General features: G+C 64.8%; 14 protein-coding genes and 1 pseudogene. 5 read left to right on the top strand and 10 right to left on the bottom strand.

The annotated features are described in order from the left end of the window. The first annotated feature begins 134 nt into the window (after nucleotides 1-134). From AYJ54_RS44085 to AYJ54_RS44070, 4 genes are all read left to right on the top strand, one after another. On the top strand, nucleotides 135-1,496 hold the full coding sequence (locus AYJ54_RS44085; RefSeq protein WP_063708737.1) for an MFS transporter: 1,362 nt from the start codon (nucleotides 135-137) through the stop codon (nucleotides 1,494-1,496). Nucleotides 1,497-1,533: 37 nt separating this feature from the next. Continuing rightward, nucleotides 1,534-2,733, top strand: a complete 1,200-nt coding sequence (locus tag AYJ54_RS44080; protein ID WP_201724332.1) for an L-talarate/galactarate dehydratase — start codon at nucleotides 1,534-1,536, stop codon at nucleotides 2,731-2,733. An 85-nt stretch (nucleotides 2,734-2,818) separates the two neighbouring features. Beyond that, nucleotides 2,819-3,598 carry a ribonuclease activity regulator RraA gene (locus AYJ54_RS44075; protein ID WP_063708736.1) on the top strand — a complete coding sequence of 260 codons (780 nt, stop codon included), beginning with the start codon at nucleotides 2,819-2,821 and terminating at the stop codon, nucleotides 3,596-3,598. 1 nt (nucleotide 3,599) lies between these two features. Further along, entirely contained in the window at nucleotides 3,600-4,049 is a 450-nt protein-coding gene (locus AYJ54_RS44070) for a nuclear transport factor 2 family protein (protein ID WP_063708735.1), read from the top strand. Between the two features lie 36 nt (nucleotides 4,050-4,085). Here the strand turns inward: AYJ54_RS44070 and AYJ54_RS44065 are convergent, their stop codons facing one another. Together AYJ54_RS44065 and AYJ54_RS44060 are read right to left on the bottom strand one after the other, a co-directional pair. Then, the gene (locus AYJ54_RS44065) at nucleotides 4,086-4,277 is read right to left on the bottom strand and encodes a hypothetical protein (RefSeq protein ID WP_063708734.1); all 192 of its coding nucleotides are present in this window, start codon (nucleotides 4,275-4,277) and stop codon (nucleotides 4,086-4,088) included. 15 nt (nucleotides 4,278-4,292) lie between these two features. Then, on the bottom strand, nucleotides 4,293-4,730 hold the full coding sequence (locus AYJ54_RS44060) for a hypothetical protein (protein WP_136624347.1): 438 nt from the start codon (nucleotides 4,728-4,730) through the stop codon (nucleotides 4,293-4,295). A gap of 311 nt (nucleotides 4,731-5,041) precedes the next feature. On the opposite strand from AYJ54_RS44060, the gene AYJ54_RS44055 reads away from it, so the two are divergent. After that, on the top strand, nucleotides 5,042-5,236 hold the full coding sequence (locus tag AYJ54_RS44055) for a hypothetical protein (RefSeq protein WP_063708732.1): 195 nt from the start codon (nucleotides 5,042-5,044) through the stop codon (nucleotides 5,234-5,236). 71 nt (nucleotides 5,237-5,307) lie between these two features. Here AYJ54_RS44055 and AYJ54_RS44050 read toward each other — a convergent pair whose 3' ends face one another. From AYJ54_RS44050 to AYJ54_RS53300, 8 genes and pseudogenes are all read right to left on the bottom strand, one after another. After that, the gene (locus tag AYJ54_RS44050) at nucleotides 5,308-8,460 is read right to left on the bottom strand and encodes an efflux RND transporter permease subunit (protein WP_063708731.1); all 3,153 of its coding nucleotides are present in this window, start codon (nucleotides 8,458-8,460) and stop codon (nucleotides 5,308-5,310) included. After that, nucleotides 8,457-9,692, bottom strand: a complete 1,236-nt coding sequence (locus AYJ54_RS44045; protein WP_063708730.1) for an efflux RND transporter periplasmic adaptor subunit — start codon at nucleotides 9,690-9,692, stop codon at nucleotides 8,457-8,459. The genes AYJ54_RS44050 and AYJ54_RS44045 overlap by 4 nt, the downstream gene beginning before the upstream one ends. Before the next feature lie 65 nt (nucleotides 9,693-9,757). After that, on the bottom strand, nucleotides 9,758-10,003 hold the full coding sequence (locus AYJ54_RS44040) for a hypothetical protein (protein WP_245329315.1): 246 nt from the start codon (nucleotides 10,001-10,003) through the stop codon (nucleotides 9,758-9,760). A 39-nt stretch (nucleotides 10,004-10,042) separates the two neighbouring features. Further along, nucleotides 10,043-10,354 carry a twin-arginine translocation signal domain-containing protein gene (locus AYJ54_RS51640; RefSeq protein WP_082906130.1) on the bottom strand — a complete coding sequence of 104 codons (312 nt, stop codon included), beginning with the start codon at nucleotides 10,352-10,354 and terminating at the stop codon, nucleotides 10,043-10,045. Between the two features lie 18 nt (nucleotides 10,355-10,372). Further along, entirely contained in the window at nucleotides 10,373-11,002 is a 630-nt protein-coding gene (locus AYJ54_RS44035) for an HdeD family acid-resistance protein (RefSeq protein WP_136624346.1), read from the bottom strand. Between the two features lie 86 nt (nucleotides 11,003-11,088). Continuing rightward, nucleotides 11,089-12,201 carry an ABC transporter permease gene (locus AYJ54_RS44030; RefSeq protein WP_063708728.1) on the bottom strand — a complete coding sequence of 371 codons (1,113 nt, stop codon included), beginning with the start codon at nucleotides 12,199-12,201 and terminating at the stop codon, nucleotides 11,089-11,091. Beyond that, nucleotides 12,202-14,976 (bottom strand): ribosome-associated ATPase/putative transporter RbbA, encoded by a 2,775-nt coding sequence (rbbA, locus tag AYJ54_RS44025; RefSeq protein WP_063708727.1) that lies wholly within the window; start codon nucleotides 14,974-14,976, stop codon nucleotides 12,202-12,204. Then, a pseudogene (locus AYJ54_RS53300) lies at nucleotides 14,973-15,239 on the bottom strand (glycoside hydrolase family 43); the annotation flags it as partial. The pseudogene AYJ54_RS53300 and the gene rbbA, both read right to left, overlap by 4 nt.

The raw sequence follows: 15,239 nt of genomic DNA, 5'->3' as shown, positions 1-15,239 counted from the left end.
CCAAAAATGAGTTTAGACCTGAATTGATCGCTGATCTAGCTTTCTCGTGTCGGGGCGCAGTTGGCGTTCCGGACATCCACGGTCGCGGAAGGTCGACCGGGCAAAACAAAACCGAGAAAGAAGGGCGGAGCAGCGTGACCACGGAGCAGAAGCCGTCCGCACGGACGCACCAACGTCTTGTCATCCTGGCGTTGATCACCATGCTGCTGGCGCTGAGCAGCGGCGACCGCGCGACGCTGTCGATTGCCGGTCCCAACATGTCGAAGGCGCTGGGCATCACGCCGGTCGAGCTCGGCTGGATGTTTTCGGCATTCGCGTGGGCGTACGTGCTGGCGCATCTCCCCGCCGGCTGGATCACGGACCGGCTCGGCGCGAAGCAGACCATTTTGGGTGGATTGATCCTGTGGTCGCTCGTCACCTTCCTGATGAGCTGCGTCGGCTGGGCCAGCCATCCGTTCCTGACCATGCTGATCCTGCGCTTCATGCTCGGCGTGTTCGAATCGCCCGTAGGCCCCGCGGCCGGCCGCATCATCGCGGCATGGTTTCCGTCTGCGGAGCGCGGCATCGCGGGCGCCATCTTCAACAGCGCTCAATATGTCTCGCTCGTCGTCTTCACGCCGCTGATGGGCTTCCTCGATCACCGCTTCGGCTGGGAGCACATTTTCGTCGTGATGGGCGTGTTGGGCTTCCTGCTCGCGGCGGTCTGGGCCGTCACCTACTATCCGCCGACCCGTCACCCCAGAATAAGTGCCGCAGAGCTCGACCATCTGCGTGCCGGAGGCGCGTTGGTGGATCTCGGTGGCGCTTCGCCGGCCGCGGTTGCGGCGCAGGGGCCGCGATGGTCCGACCTCGCCGAACTGTTCAGGAGCCGCATGCTCGTCGGCATCTTTCTGGCGCAATACGGCATCTCGTCCATCACCTGGTTCTTCGTCTCCTGGTTCCCGACCTATCTCGTCAGGGAGCGCGGCCTGTCGGTGCTCGATGCGAGCCTGATCGCGACGGTCCCCGCCATTTGCGGCTTCGTCGGCGGGGTCGTGACCGGCTTCTTCTCGGACTGGCTGTTCAAGCGAACCGGTTCGCTCAGCATCGCGCGCAAGACTCCGATCACGATCGGCCTGGTCATGACGGTGCTCATCATCGGCTGCAACTATACGGACTCCACCGTGCTGATCACGGTGCTGATGAGTGCGGCCTTCTTCGGCAGGGGTTTTGGCTCACTCGGCTGGACGGTCGTCGCCGACACGGCGCCCAAGGAGGTGATCGGGCTCACCGGCGGCGTGTTCAACGCCATCGGCAACACCGCCGGAATCGTGACGCCGGTTGCGATCGGCTACATCCTCTCCGCCACCGGCTCGTTCAACGGGGCGCTGCTCTATGTCGGCCTGCACGGGCTGCTGGCCGTGCTCTGCTACTGGGTCATCGTCGGGCCGATCGAGCGCCTCGTCATTCGCGAAGGCGTTGGCCTGATCCGCTCCGCGCCGCAGGCGGCCGAATGACATCATTCCCGGAAAATTCACCTCACAGGAGAAAGCCATGAACTACCACACGCAGGTCAATACACGCATTCTCGCAAACCCGCTTGCGGCCGGTCTCGCAGTCGGCGAAGCGACGACGGACCGGATCGCCTGGGTGAGGACGTCGCTCGTCTTCCTGCCGCTTGCGCAGGCGATCAGCGACGCCAAGGTTCTCACCGGCCGGCAAAAGCCGCTCACGGAAATCGCCTTCCTGTTTGCGGAGATCGAGACCGAGAACGGCCACAGCGGCATCGGCTACAGCTATTCGAAGCGCGCGGGCGGTCCCGGCCAGTTCGCGCACGCCAGGGAGATCGCCGGAGAGTTGATCGGCGAGGACCCGAGCGATATCGCGCGTCTGTGGGACAAGCTCGTCTGGGCCGGCGCTTCGGTCGGCCGCAGCGGCATGTCCACGCAGGCGATCGCCGCCTTCGACATCGCGCTGTGGGACCTGAAGGCAAAGCGCGCCAAGCTGCCGCTTGCCAAGCTCCTCGGCGCCCATCGCGACTCCGTGCGCTGCTACAACACCTCGGGCGGATATCTCTCGATGCCGATCGAGGAGGTGAAGGAGCGCATCACCATGGCGCTCGAAAAGGGCATCGGTGCGATCAAGCTGAAGGTCGGCCAGCCTGATCCGATGGTGGATCTCAAGCGCATCGAGGCGGTCCGCAACCATATCGGCGACGTCCCCTTGGCGATCGACGCCAACCAGCAATGGGACCGCACCACAGCCTTGCGCTTCGGCCGCATCGCGGAGCAATTCAACCTGACCTGGATCGAGGAGCCGCTCGACGCCTACGACTACGAAGGTCATGCCGCGCTTGCGGCTGAGCTTGCGGCTCCCGTTGCGACCGGCGAGATGCTGACCAGCGTCGACGAGCACTACGAGCTGATCCGCAACAATTCGGTCGACTTCATCCAGCCGGACGCGCCACGCGTCGGAGGGATCACGCCGTTCCTCAAGATCATGGCGCTCGCCGATCACAAGAAGCTTCAGCTCGCGCCGCACTATTGCATGGAGATCCATCTGCACCTGACTGCCGCCTACGCGCGCGAGCCGTGGGTCGAGCATTTCGAGTGGTCGGAGGCGATGTTCAACGAGAAGCTCGAGGTCATGAACGGCCGCATGATCGTGCCGAATCGGCCAGGCCTCGGCTTCAGCCTGTCGGAGCAGGCGCGGGCTTGGGCGCGCGACGTCCACGAGGTCGGCAAGCGCCCCTGACAGCATCCTTGACGATCGGCCCTCGCGATCGGAGCGTGTCCACGCGTCCGTTCGCGAGCGTCCTCACAAAACCAGCGAGATTGCCATGTACGAGCCAAAGACGAAGCTTTGCCCCCTCGATCCTTCCGTCGTCCGCCGTTTGAAGGAAGTCTCCAGCGGTTCGCTGACCACCGAGCTGTTCAAGAAAGGCCTGCGCCAGTGCTTCCTGGTCGGGCTCGTGCCGATGAACAGGAACGCGGTTCGCTTCGCCGGCGAGGCCTTCACCATGCGCATGATCCCGGCGCGGGAGGATCTCGACACGATCGAAACGCTCACGCCCCATCCGAACCCCGACAATCTGCAATGGGAGGCCGTCGAGAACATTCCGCCCGGCCATGTGCTGGTGATCGACAGCCGCAACGATCCGCGCGCCGCGTCGGCGGGAGCCATGCTGCCGACGCGGATGAAGGTGCGCGGCGCCGCGGCGATCGTGACCGATGGGGCGTTTCGTGACGGCCAGGAGCTGGCGCGGCTCGATTTCCCGGCCTATGCCCGGCAGGTCACGGCATCGACACGATTGTCCTATCATCGGGTTGCCGATCTGAACATCCCGATCGCCTGTGCCGACGTTGCGGTCTATCCGGGTGATGTCATCGTTGGCGATGGCGATGGCATCACAGTCGTGCCGCGGCATCTGGCCGCCGAAATAGCCGATCTCGGCGAGAAACGAGACGAGCTGGAGAAGTACCTGTCGTATCGCATCGGAGCCGGCGAACCGCTCTACGGCGTCTATCCGCCGACGCCTGCCGTGCGCGCCGATTTCGAGGCGTGGAAGCGGGCCGGCGCGGATCCGGCCCGGGCAACGACGATCCGGGCAGGAGCATGAGATGAGCAAGACATCGCCTGCCGCCATAGAGGCGACGATCCGTCGCTATTTCGACGCGTGCAACGCGGCCGACTACGATGCCCTGATGGCGTGCTTTACCGCGGACGCGGTCCACTACTTCCCGCCCGGCTTGCCGGACATTCCCTGGCGTGGCGCCGATACCATCGCGCACAAATGGATCTGGTGTGTCGAGAATCTCGGCTCGCAATGGACGATAGAAAAGATTCTGTGCTCTTCGACGACGCCGGAAGCCGTGATCGAATGGACGCATTGGAAGCGCGCGCAGAACACCGCGCTTCGCGGCGACGAATGGTATGTGTTCGACGAAGCGACCGGACGCATCGAGGAGATCAGGGCCTATTATGCCGCGCCCGCCGATCCCACGGCGCGGATCTGCGAGCTCGTGGACTTCGACTACCGTGGTCGCGGGTATCACCTCTCTCACGAATAGCGCCGAACAGGTGGATCTGAAAACGTCGGGCGCCTGCTAGCGGCGCCCGGTGCGTGGCTTCAGCCATCCCATGACCACGGCGCACGGCGTGCGCCGGCTGGGCGGCAGCCTGTGCCGCTCGATGGCGCTTCTCGCGAAAACGAGGGCCTGCTGGCCGGAGCGCCGTTGCTCGGGCGCAAGCGCCATCCATTCGCGAATGATCGCGCGTCGTACGTTCGACTTCGACATCTGGTGGTCTCCGACCTACGCGGCCTTTTGCAGTGGATAGGCCTGCGAACGTCGCGCCAGCAGCGCGCTGCCGCATGGGTGCTCGGCACCTTGCAGGACGATGAATCCGCGCTTCATCACCGCGGCGCGAAGACTGTCCTTCGCCGCCGATTTCTGCGCGTCGAGCCAGATCACCAGCACGGCACGGGGGCTGAGGAAATCATCGAGCCAATCCATCGTCGCATCGAGCGCGCCCAGCGTGCGTCGCCGCCAATCGACGAGCGCGACGTCATACTGGCCGGTCGGGAGACCGCAATTGCCGGCGGCCGCCGCCAGCAAATATCCGCGCCGTTGCAACTCCATCATCAATTCCATGCTCTTTGCGCCGACCACGAGGATGCGTTGCCGGGTCGAGCAGCCTGCGAGCGCCATCATCGGATCGATGACCCTGTCGCTGACCCCTGGGGTAGACATAATTTCACCGGTTCGTTCGTGGTTGCCTGGCAGGACAGGCTGAGCCTGGAGGAGAAGAGCCGCGGCAACATTTCCGCGTCGTCGCTCGGTTCGCGTGTCCTGCGATGTGTCACGCGGGATTGCGTGACCGGGCCGATATGGTGCCGGTCGCGGTATAGTTTCGAGATGGACGCAGCCTCTATTGCATAAGATCGGCATAGGACCCGCGCAGAGCCTTATGCCGCGCCTACAAACAGGCGACGCAATACCCATCGCATTCAAATGCCGTCGGCGTCATTTTCCGGACGAGTCACTACGCTTTGGAGGCCAGAATGACGGCTTATCGTGCATTTGTCATGGGACGACATGACCAACCGATCGGAGTCATCCAGATGGATTGCATCGATGATGAGTCCGCGATCTCGTGCGCCGAGCGGCTCGTCGATCGCCATGATGTGGAGCTTTGGCAGCTTGATCGGCCCGTCGCCAGGTTCGATGCGCGGTCAGGGCTTGTGCGCAGAAAATGAGCTGTCGACGCGCGCATCAGGGGGGGAGCGTCACGTTGACAGGCCGGATGCGCCCTGGCCTGAAGCACTGTCTAGGCCGTGTCGTGGCCGGAAGGCGCCCGCTGCGGGCTTCGCTTGAATGCCGCCTTCGTGCGCTCGCGCAGACGCTGGAAGATCACATACAGCATTGGCACCAGGAAGATTCCGATCGAGCTTGCGGCGAGCATGCCGGCGAACACCGCCGTGCCCACCGCTCTGCGGCTGAGCGCAGCGGCTCCGGTTGCGATCACGAGCGGCAACAGGCCGAGGATGAAGGCGACCGATGTCATCATCACCGCACGAAAGCGCATATGGGCTCCCTGGACCGCAGCCTCATTGAGCGCCACGCCCGCCTCACGCTGCTCCTTCGCGAATTCGATGATCAGGATGCCGTTCTTGGCGGCGAGAGCGATCAGCACCACCAGTCCGATCTGGCCGTAGAGATCGAGGTTGAGGCCCGAGATCTTGATGCCGAGATAGGATCCGAGCACGCCGACCACGACCGACAGCAGCACCGGGATCGGAATCACCGTGCTTTCATAAAGTGCGACAAGGAACAGATAGGCGAACAGTACCGCCAGCATGAGCACGATACCGGTCTGGCCTGCGGCGCTCTGTTCCTGATAGGCGGTGCCGGTCCACGCGAAACTGTAGCCCGTAGGCAGCACGGAATCGGAGATCTGCGCCATCGCGGCCAGCGCTGTGCCCGAGGAGATGCCGGGCGCCGGGCTGCCGTTCACCGTCACGGAACGGTAGTTGTTGTAGCGGGTGATCACCTGCGGCCCGGTCACGATCTTGATGCCGGCCAGCGACCTCATCGGTACCATCTCGCCGGTGCTGTTGCGCACGTAGATCCGCCAGATATCCGACATATCGGCGCGATCGAACGCCTCACCCTGGACGTTGACCTGCCAGGTGCGTCCGAACAGGTTGAAGTTGTTGACGTAGATGCCGCCGAGCGTCGCCTGCAAAGCGGTGAAGATGTCGCTGATCCCGACGCCAAGCGCCTGGGCCTTGCGGCGGTCGATATCGAGATAGAGCGACGGATTGGTCGCGGTGAACGTCGAGAAGACGCGCGTAAGCCGCGGGTCGGCATTGGCGGCGCCGATCAGCGCGTTCGTGACGCTGGAGATTGCGGCCGGGCTCTGACCTTCCAGCGCCTGAAGCTGGTATTCGAATCCGCCCCCGGTGGAGAGCCCGATGATCGGCGGCAGGTTGAACGGCAGCACGTTGGCCTGCCGGACCTGCGCCCCGGCCGCGAAAGTCTTGGCGATCAACGCTTGCGCCGAATCCGCGGACGCCTTCCGGTCGGCAAACGGCTTCAGCCGCGTCACCACCAGCGCGCTGTTCGGCTCTGAGGCGCCGTCGAGCAGGGAAAAGCCGATCACCGCAAGGACGTGATCGACGGCCGGCATCTGTTTCAGCATGTCCTCGATCTGCCGGGCGACCTCGCTGGTTCGCGCCACCGACGCGCCGTCGGGCAGCTGTACCGAGGTGAAGAAGGCGCCCTGGTCCTCCTCCGGCAAGAACCCTGTCGGGGTTATCAGCGACATGCCGAAGATGCCGCCGGCAAAGGCAGCCACCAGCAGGAGCGAGAGGGCGGCCCTCCGCACGAGGTGGTAGACGCCGCCGCTGTAGCGATCGCGCAGCCAGTCGATGCCGCGGAGCACGCGGCCCATGATGCCGCGCCGGGGGCCGCCGTGGCGCAGCAACAGCGCGCACAGTGCCGGCGACAGCGTCAGGGCGTTCAACGCGGAGATCATCATGGCCGCGCTGATCGTCACGGCGAACTGACGAAACAGCGTGCCCGAGATGCCGGGAATGAACGCGATCGGTACGAACACCGAGAGCAGCACCAGCGTGATCGCGATGATCGGCGCGGTGATCTGGGTCATGGCCTTCTTGCTCGCCTCGACCGGCGACAGGTCGGGCTCCTCCTCCATGACGCGCTCGACATTCTCAACCACGACGATGGCGTCGTCCACGACGATGCCGATGGCGAGCACCATCGCGAGCAGCGACACTGTGTTGGCCGAATAGCCGAACACGAACAGGACGGCGAAGGTGCCCACCAGGCTCACCGGCACGGCGACGGCCGGAATCACCGTGGCGCGGAGATTGCCGAGGAACAGATAGACCACGAGCACCACCAGGACGAAAGCCTCGCCCAGCGTCCGCAGGACCTCGGCGATCGTATCCCGCACGAAGCTCGTGGAGTCGTATTGCACGAGATAGCTGAGCCCTGCGGGAAACCGCTTGGACAGCCGCTGCATCGTGTCCGCCACAGCATGTGCGGTGGTCACCGCATTGGCGCCCGGCGCGAGATAGATTGCGATCGGAACGGCGGCGCGCCCGTCGATCCGCGCTTCGCTGTCGAGATTTTGCGCACCCATCTCGACGCGGGCGACGTCCTTCACCAGCAGCGAGGATCCGTCCGGATTGGCGCGCAGCACGATGTTGGCGAATTGATCGACGGTGGCGAGCCGGCCCAGGGTCTGCACGTTGAACTGGAACTGCTGATCGTCGCTGATCGGACGTGCGCCGATGCGGCCGACGGCAGCCTGGACGCTTTGCGTGCGGATCGCGGCGATCACATCCGAGGGAGTCAGGTTGAGGCTGGTGAGCCGCTGCGTATCGAACCAGATCCGCATGGAATAGTTCATCTTGGCGAACAGATTCGCCTGGCCGACGCCCGGCGTGCTCGCAATCGCGTCGAGCACGTTGATGATGGCGTAGTTGGTGATGAAGAGCGGGTCCTGCTGGCCGTCGGCGCTGTAGAGCACCAGGAATTGCAGGATCGACGAGGACCGCTTCTGCACCGTCACGCCCTGCTGTTGCACCTCCGTGGGCAACTGCGACAAGGCGCTCTGCACGCGGTTGTTGACGTTGACGGTGTTGATGTCGGCGTTGGTGCCGAGCGCGAACGAAACCGTCAGCGTGTAGCTGCCGTCGTTGCCGCTGGTCGATTTCATGTAGAGCGCGCGGTCGACACCGATGACCTGCGCTTCCAGCGGCTGGGCGACGCTGCTCTCCACGACCTCGGCGGAGGCGCCGGGAAAGTTCGCGGCCACGGTGACCTGCGGCGGCACGATGTCCGGAAATTGCGCCACCGGAATCTGCGTGAGCGCCAAGGCGCCGGCGATGGTGATGATGAAAGCGATCACCATCGAAAGCCGCGGACGATCGATGAAAACACCTGATATCATGGGCTGCCGCCCGCCGGGCTCGTCCGGGCTGGGGCGCCGGCCGGCGGAGCCGCTTCGCCCGCCGCGCCCTTCATGCTTGACATAATGAGGGCGCTGGCCGGATCCGGAGAGACGGTCTGGCCGGCACGAACCCGCTGCAATCCCTCGGCGATCACCTTGTCGCCGGCCGCAAGCCCGTTGATGACGGCAGCGATCGTGGGGGTCGATTGTCCGAGCTGGATGCGGCGCTGCTCGGCCTTGTTGTCCGCGCCGACCACAAGAACGTAATCGCCCCGCTGGTCGGACAGCACCGCCGAGCGCGGGATCGCCAGTACCTCGATCGGCTGGACGCCTTCGAGCAGGACGGTGACAAACTCGCCGTCGGTCAATTCGTGAACGGTGACGCCCGCTGCAGACGGCGCGCGCAGGATCGGGTTACTGATCTCGCCCCGCACCGTGATCGTGTCGGTGTTTTGCGCGATGGTATTGTCGACAAAATTCAGCTTGCCGGTCTGGCCGTACATGCGCCCGTCGGGCAGCCGCAATCTGATGACCACCGCTTCGAGGCCACCTTGCGGACCGTATCGCTCGCGCAGCTCGAGCCCCTGCCGCACCGGTACCGGAAAAGTGACGTACATCGGATCCTGGCTGACGATCGTGGTCAGCACGCCGGAGCTGGGGCTGACGATGTTGCCCTCCGTCACCGCCGTGCGTCCGATCTTGCCGTCGATCGGTGCGCTGATCACGGTGTAGTCGAGGTTGATTTGCGAGGCCTGGACCTGGGCCTTCGCGGCCTGCACCTGGGCTTCCAGGCTGCGCTGATTGGCGATCGCGGCGTCATAGGTCGATTGCTGCCCTGCTGGTCCTCCGAGCAGGGCGCGTGCGCGCTCGGTCGTCAGTTTGGCGTTCTCCAGCGTTGCCTCGAGTTGCGCCACCTGCGCCTGCTTGGCCGCGAGATCGGCTTCGAATGGACCGCGCTCAAGGCGATAGAGCTGGTCGCCTTTCTTGATCTCGGCGCCCTCGGTGAACAGCCGCTGTTCCAGAAAAGCGGTGACGCGGGCGGCAACGTTGACCCGATTGATCGCCTCGATCCGGCCGATAAACTCGCTGGTTTCGGTGATCGGCCGCTGCATGGCCTCGACGACGCCGACCGAAGGCGCGGATGGGGCAGGCTGCGTCCGCGCGGTCTCGCCGGCCAGCACGGTCACGAGGCTTGCCGCCAGCAATCTGATCGGGACGTCAGCAAGGTTCACTGTCCGCTCCTTGCTCCAGGCTCAGAACTGCCGGCGTCAGTGCATCCGACATCACCGGGGCTGCGCTACTCCCGCGCCGTCGTCCTGTTGCTGCGCGCGGGCTCGTCGTAGCCCTTGCGATGGCTATAGAACATCAGCGCGATCAGGCCGCAGCCCGACATCAGCACAAGAAAGGCCGCCACGGCCAGGATGACATTGCCGTAGACCGGCATCGCTGGCGTCGCTCGCCAGACCGACACGCAAAACCAGCTCGCCGCGATGAGAAGCGCTGCCATCGCGGCGGCGAGGACCCATTGCTTCTTGTTGTGCACCGTTTCCTCCATCACCTTGGTGAGGTTTCCGGAGGCGCACTAGCGCCAACGCCACCCGCACTGCCGGCGGCCGCGATGCCACCAGCAAACCCAGCGGCGGCGGCGCCGGCGCGGCGGCGGCGGTGGGCCCCAACCCGGACGCGGCGGTGGGGCTCCCCAGCCGGGACCGGGCGGCGGTCCCCACTGCGCCGGCATCACAGCGGCCGATGACTCGCCGGCCTGTCCGAGACCGGGATCGACCGGCATCGCCTCGGCGACGCCAATGAGGCGAGTCCCGGCGGCGCCGATCGCGGCGACGGCGATGGCATTTGTTGCAAGGCCGAGGAAGGCGCGGCGGCTGGGAGCATGCACTGTGTTCTTCTCCTTATGTCATGCGGTCGTCCGCAGCGATTGCAGCGCATAAAGCAACCATGCGAGGCCATGCGAGATCAGGTCGACGCCGAGCAGAAAGCCAAGGGCCCAGACGCTGATGTCGGGGAAGCCGAACAGGATCAGCACGCCGGCGAGAACCGCGAAGGCACCGGAGATCAGCATCATCGAGCCGTTCTGTCCCCAGTAGGCGAAACTCAGCACGCATCGAATGACGCCCGATGCGAACAGCACCGCGCCGAGGAAATAGGTCAGGATCAGCGCGCCCGACTCCGGCTGGCTAAGCAGTATCAGACCGAAGGCGAGATAGAGCGCGCCGAGGACGATCCGCCACAGGAAGCCACCCCACGCCTTGGTCCAGAACGCGTGCGCGATCTCGAATCCGCCGGCAGCGATGGCCGTCAGCCCGATCAGCTTGACGCTGATGATGGTCGCGAAGGCGAGGTCGCCGAGCGCGAAGATGCCGGCGGCGATCAGGACGACACCGAGGAGCGCGCAGGCCCAAAATGGTGGAGCAACCACGGCCTCGACGCTGCCGCGACTGTCATAGACGGCCATGCGTTCCTCCTGGGCGACCACGATGCGATCGGCACGCACCGGACCGTAGCGTCGAACACCCGGCGCTGACATCGGACGAAACCCTGAGCAGCGGGGCGGGAATGTTCTCATCCCCCTGCGCGGGGCTGCGGACGCGGGTTGTCGGATCCCGCGGAACCTTATTGCAGGAACTGCCGGAAGCGACGGAGCGACAGGAAGAACAATATGCCGCCGATCACCAGCAAGGCGGCGAGCTGCGGCCACACGACAGCTAGCCCGGCACCGCGAAACAGGATGGCCTGGGCCAGGATCACGAAGTGGGTGTTCGGCGCAGCGAGCATGATGTTCTGGATGATTTCGGGCATGCTCTCCCTCGGGGTTGTGGCGCCCGACAACATTTGAAGGGGCATCAGCACCAGCATCAGGAGCAGGCCGAACTGCGGCATCGTGCCGGCGGACGTGGCGAGAAAGATACCCATGCTGGTTGTGGCGAACAGATAGAGCGCAGTGCCGAACAGGAACAGCGGAACCGAACCGCCGATCCGGACCGCCAGCAATCCCTGCACGATGAAGATGAGCGATACGCTTGCTGCGACGAGGACGACGAGCCCCATCGACCAAATCTTGCTCGCCATCACCTCGAAGGGCGTCACCGGCATGACCAGAAGATGCTCGATCGTGCCGTGCTCGCGCTCCCGGATCAGCGCCGCGCCGGTCAGGATGATCGACAGCATCGTGACCGAGGAGATGATGTTGTTGATGGCCCCGAACCAGCTCTTGTTGAGCTCGGGATTGAAGCGGGCGCGCAGCGCCAGATCGATCGGCAGCGGCGCGGCCGAGCGATAGCGGGACAGGAACTCGCTGACCTCGTCGCCGACGATGGATTGGATATAGCCGCTTCCCGTGAATGCCTGCGACATCCGGGTCGCGTCCACATTGAGCTGGATGGCGGGCGATCGTCGCGCCAGCAGGTCGCGTTGAAAGTTGGGCGGGATGTTGAGCGCGAAGGTGTCGAGGCCCGCATCCATGCGGGTCATCATCTCCGACTGCGAGATCAGCCGCGGCACCGTGAAAAAGGGCGGACTGAACGCCGTGATGATGCGTGTTGCGGCCGGGGAGTTGTCCTCGTCGACAATGGCGAGCGCCGCTTGGTTCAGGGTCTCCGGCTGCGCCTTGGAAGCGGTATAGATCGAGACCGTGAAGGCGTAGACGATCAGCGCGAGCATCATGGGATCGCGGAACAGGCCGCGGAGCTCCTTGATGCCGAGCTGGACGATATTGCCTGTACGCATCTACTTCGCCTGCTTCTTGAGGAGCGCGACACCGAGCGCGAGCAGCACGGGGATGGTGACGATCAGGGCCAGGAACGGTCCGGACAGATCGCCGAAGTCGAGCCCCTTGGAGAAGGTGCCGCGCGTGATGGTGACGAAATGGGCCGTCGGGTAGATCCGTCCGATCACCGCGCCGGCGCCCTGGAGCGAGGAAACCGGATCGACCAGCCCCGAATATTGCGTGGCCGGGATCATGGTGAGCAGTGCGGTGGCGAAGATCGCGGCGATCTGGCTCGTCATGAATGACGAGATCACAAGGCCCATCGCGGTGGTGATGATGACATACAGCAGCGCGGCTGACGTGAACGCGACGAAGCTGCCGGTGAAGGGAACCCGGAATATGAACACGGCAAAAGCGGTCAGCAGGAAGAAGTTCAGCATGGCGAGCGCGACATAGGGCAGCTGCTTGCCGATCAGGAACTCGAGCCGCGTCACCGGCGTGACATAGAAGTTGATGATCGAGCCCAGCTCCTTCTCGCGCACGACGCTCAGCGTCGCCAGGATCGCCGGGATGATCAGGAGCAGGATCGGGATCACGGCCGGCGCCATCGCGACGATGCTTCTGATGTCGGGGTTGTAGAGGAAGCGAACCTCGAGCTGGTAGTCGCCGGTGGTGGCGGCGTTGCCATAGAGCTGCCGGGCTCGCTGCGCGAGCCAGGTCGCGTGCATCGCGTGCACGTAGCTGCGCACCGTCTCCGCACGCGACGGCATCGCGCCGTCGACCCATGCGCCGATCTGAACGTTGCTGCCGCGCGCCACGTCGCGCCCGAAGCCGGGCGGGATTTCGATGGCAAGGCTGAGCTCGCCGCTGCGCATGCGACGATCGAGATCGTCGTAGTCGGTGATCGGAGCGAGCTCGGTGAAATAGCGCGAGCCCGCGATCTGGAGGACATAGTCGCGGCTGATCGTGGTGTCGTCGCGATCCATGGCGGCGAAGGAGAGATCCTCGACGTCCATATTGATGCCGTAGCCCATCACGAACATCAGGATGAGGCTGCCGAGGATTGCGAGGGTGGCGCGGATCGGATCGCGCTTGAGCTCGAGCGCCTCCCGCTGCGTGTAGGCGAACATGCGGCGGGGATCGAAGAAACTCAGTGCGCCATGCATCGCGCCGTGCGTCTTCGCGGCGGCAGCGATGTGCGGCGTGGGGGGCGTCTTCGTCGTGTCGGTCGCGGCGATTGCGTCCTTGAGATAGGCAACGAAAGCCTCTTCGAGGCTGCCGCCGCCGCGTCGTGCCGCGATTTGTTCCGGGGTATCGCTGATCATCACCTTGCCGGCATGCATCAGCGAGATGCGGTCGCACCGCTCCGCCTCGTTCATGAAGTGGGTGGAGACGAAGATCGTGACGTTGTCCTGCCGCGACAGGTCGGACAGGATCTGCCAGAAGCCGTCGCGCGCCACCGGATCGACGCCGGACGTCGGCTCGTCCAGGATCAGGATATCGGGCGCGTGGATCATGGCGACGGCGAGCGACAAGCGCTGGCGGACGCCGAGCGGCAGCGCGTCCGGCAACGCATCGATGACATTGGCGAGGTCGAAGCGCTCAACCATGTCGCGGACCCGCTCCTCGATCGTATCGGGTGCGAGCCGGAACAGGCGTGCGTGTAGCTCCAGGTTCTGGCGGACCGTCAGCTCGGAATAGAGCGAGAACGCCTGCGACATGTAGCCGACGCGACGCCGGACATCCATGTCGTTGGGATCGACCTCGCGTCCGAACAGCCGGGCTTCGCCCTCGCTGGCTGGCAACAGCCCGGTCAGCACCTTCATGGTCGTGGTCTTGCCGCAGCCGTTGGAGCCGAGAAAGCCGAAGATCTCGCCGCGGGCGATTCGGAAGGTCAGATGATCGACAGCCGTGAAATCACCGAATCTGACGGTGAGCTCCTTGGCCTCGATCGCGACATCGCCGCCCTGGTCGCTCCGACGGGGCGGGATCACCACCTCTCTGTGCTTCCGTCGTTGCTCCTCAGGCAACAGGGCGATGAAGGCGGCATCGAGATTGTCGGTACCTGTCTGCCGCAGCAGCTCGGCCGGCGTGCCGGTGGCGAGCACCCGTCCGTCATCCATCGCAACGAGCCAGTCGAAGCGCGCGGCTTCCTCCATATAGGCGGTGGCGACGGTGACACTCATGCCGGGACGGTCTTTGCGGATCGTCTCGATCAGTTCCCAGAATTGACGGCGCGACAGCGGATCGACGCCGGTGGTCGGCTCATCGAGGATCAGCAGATCAGGATCGTGGATCAGCGCGCAGCAGAGGCCGAGCTTCTGCTTCATGCCGCCAGACAGCTTGCCCGCGGGACGGTCTGCGAACGGCGCAAGGCCGGTGTCCCTCAGGAGCTGTTGAATTCTCTCCTCGCGCTCGCGCCGGTCGTGACCGAACAGGCGGCCGAAGAAATCGACATTCTCGAACATGGAGAGCGTCGGGTAGAGATTCTTGCCCAGACCCTGCGGCATGTAGGCGATCTGCGGGCAGGTCCGCCGTCGGTGGGCGGCGTCCGTCATGTCGCCGTCAAGCACGTGAACGTGGCCGTCCTGGATCGCGCGCCCCCCGGCGACGAGCGAGAGCAGGCTGGATTTGCCGACGCCGTCGGGTCCGATCAATCCCACCATTCGGCTTGCGGGAATGTCGAGCGTGATGCCATCGAGCGCGCGCGTCGTGCCGTAGGACAGCCCGACCGCCTCGAGGCGTATCACCGGCGCAGATGCGGAGGGGTGAGAGGCGTTCGGCGCGTCGCTCATTTGACCAGGTGTTCCGTCAGCTGCGGCGGCCACTCGGCGTTGGGATCGAGGCGGACGAAGGCGCGACCGGGCAACCCGGTCTTGACCTGCTCGATGTTTCTCCGCAGCAGCTCCGGCGAAATGTGCGCCCTGACGCGGAACATCAGCTTCTGGCGCTCCTCCTCGGTCTCGACCGTCTTCGGTGTGAATTGAGCAACGCTGGCAACGAACGTCGCCCTGGCCGGGATGACCCATTGCGGCGCCGCGTCGAGCACGAGGCGGAC

The organism is Bradyrhizobium centrolobii (genome assembly GCF_001641635.1).
GTDB lineage: Bacteria > Pseudomonadota > Alphaproteobacteria > Rhizobiales > Xanthobacteraceae > Bradyrhizobium > Bradyrhizobium centrolobii.
Note: the sequence above shows the minus strand (reverse complement) of the source record. Positions and strands in the feature narration are given on the sequence as shown.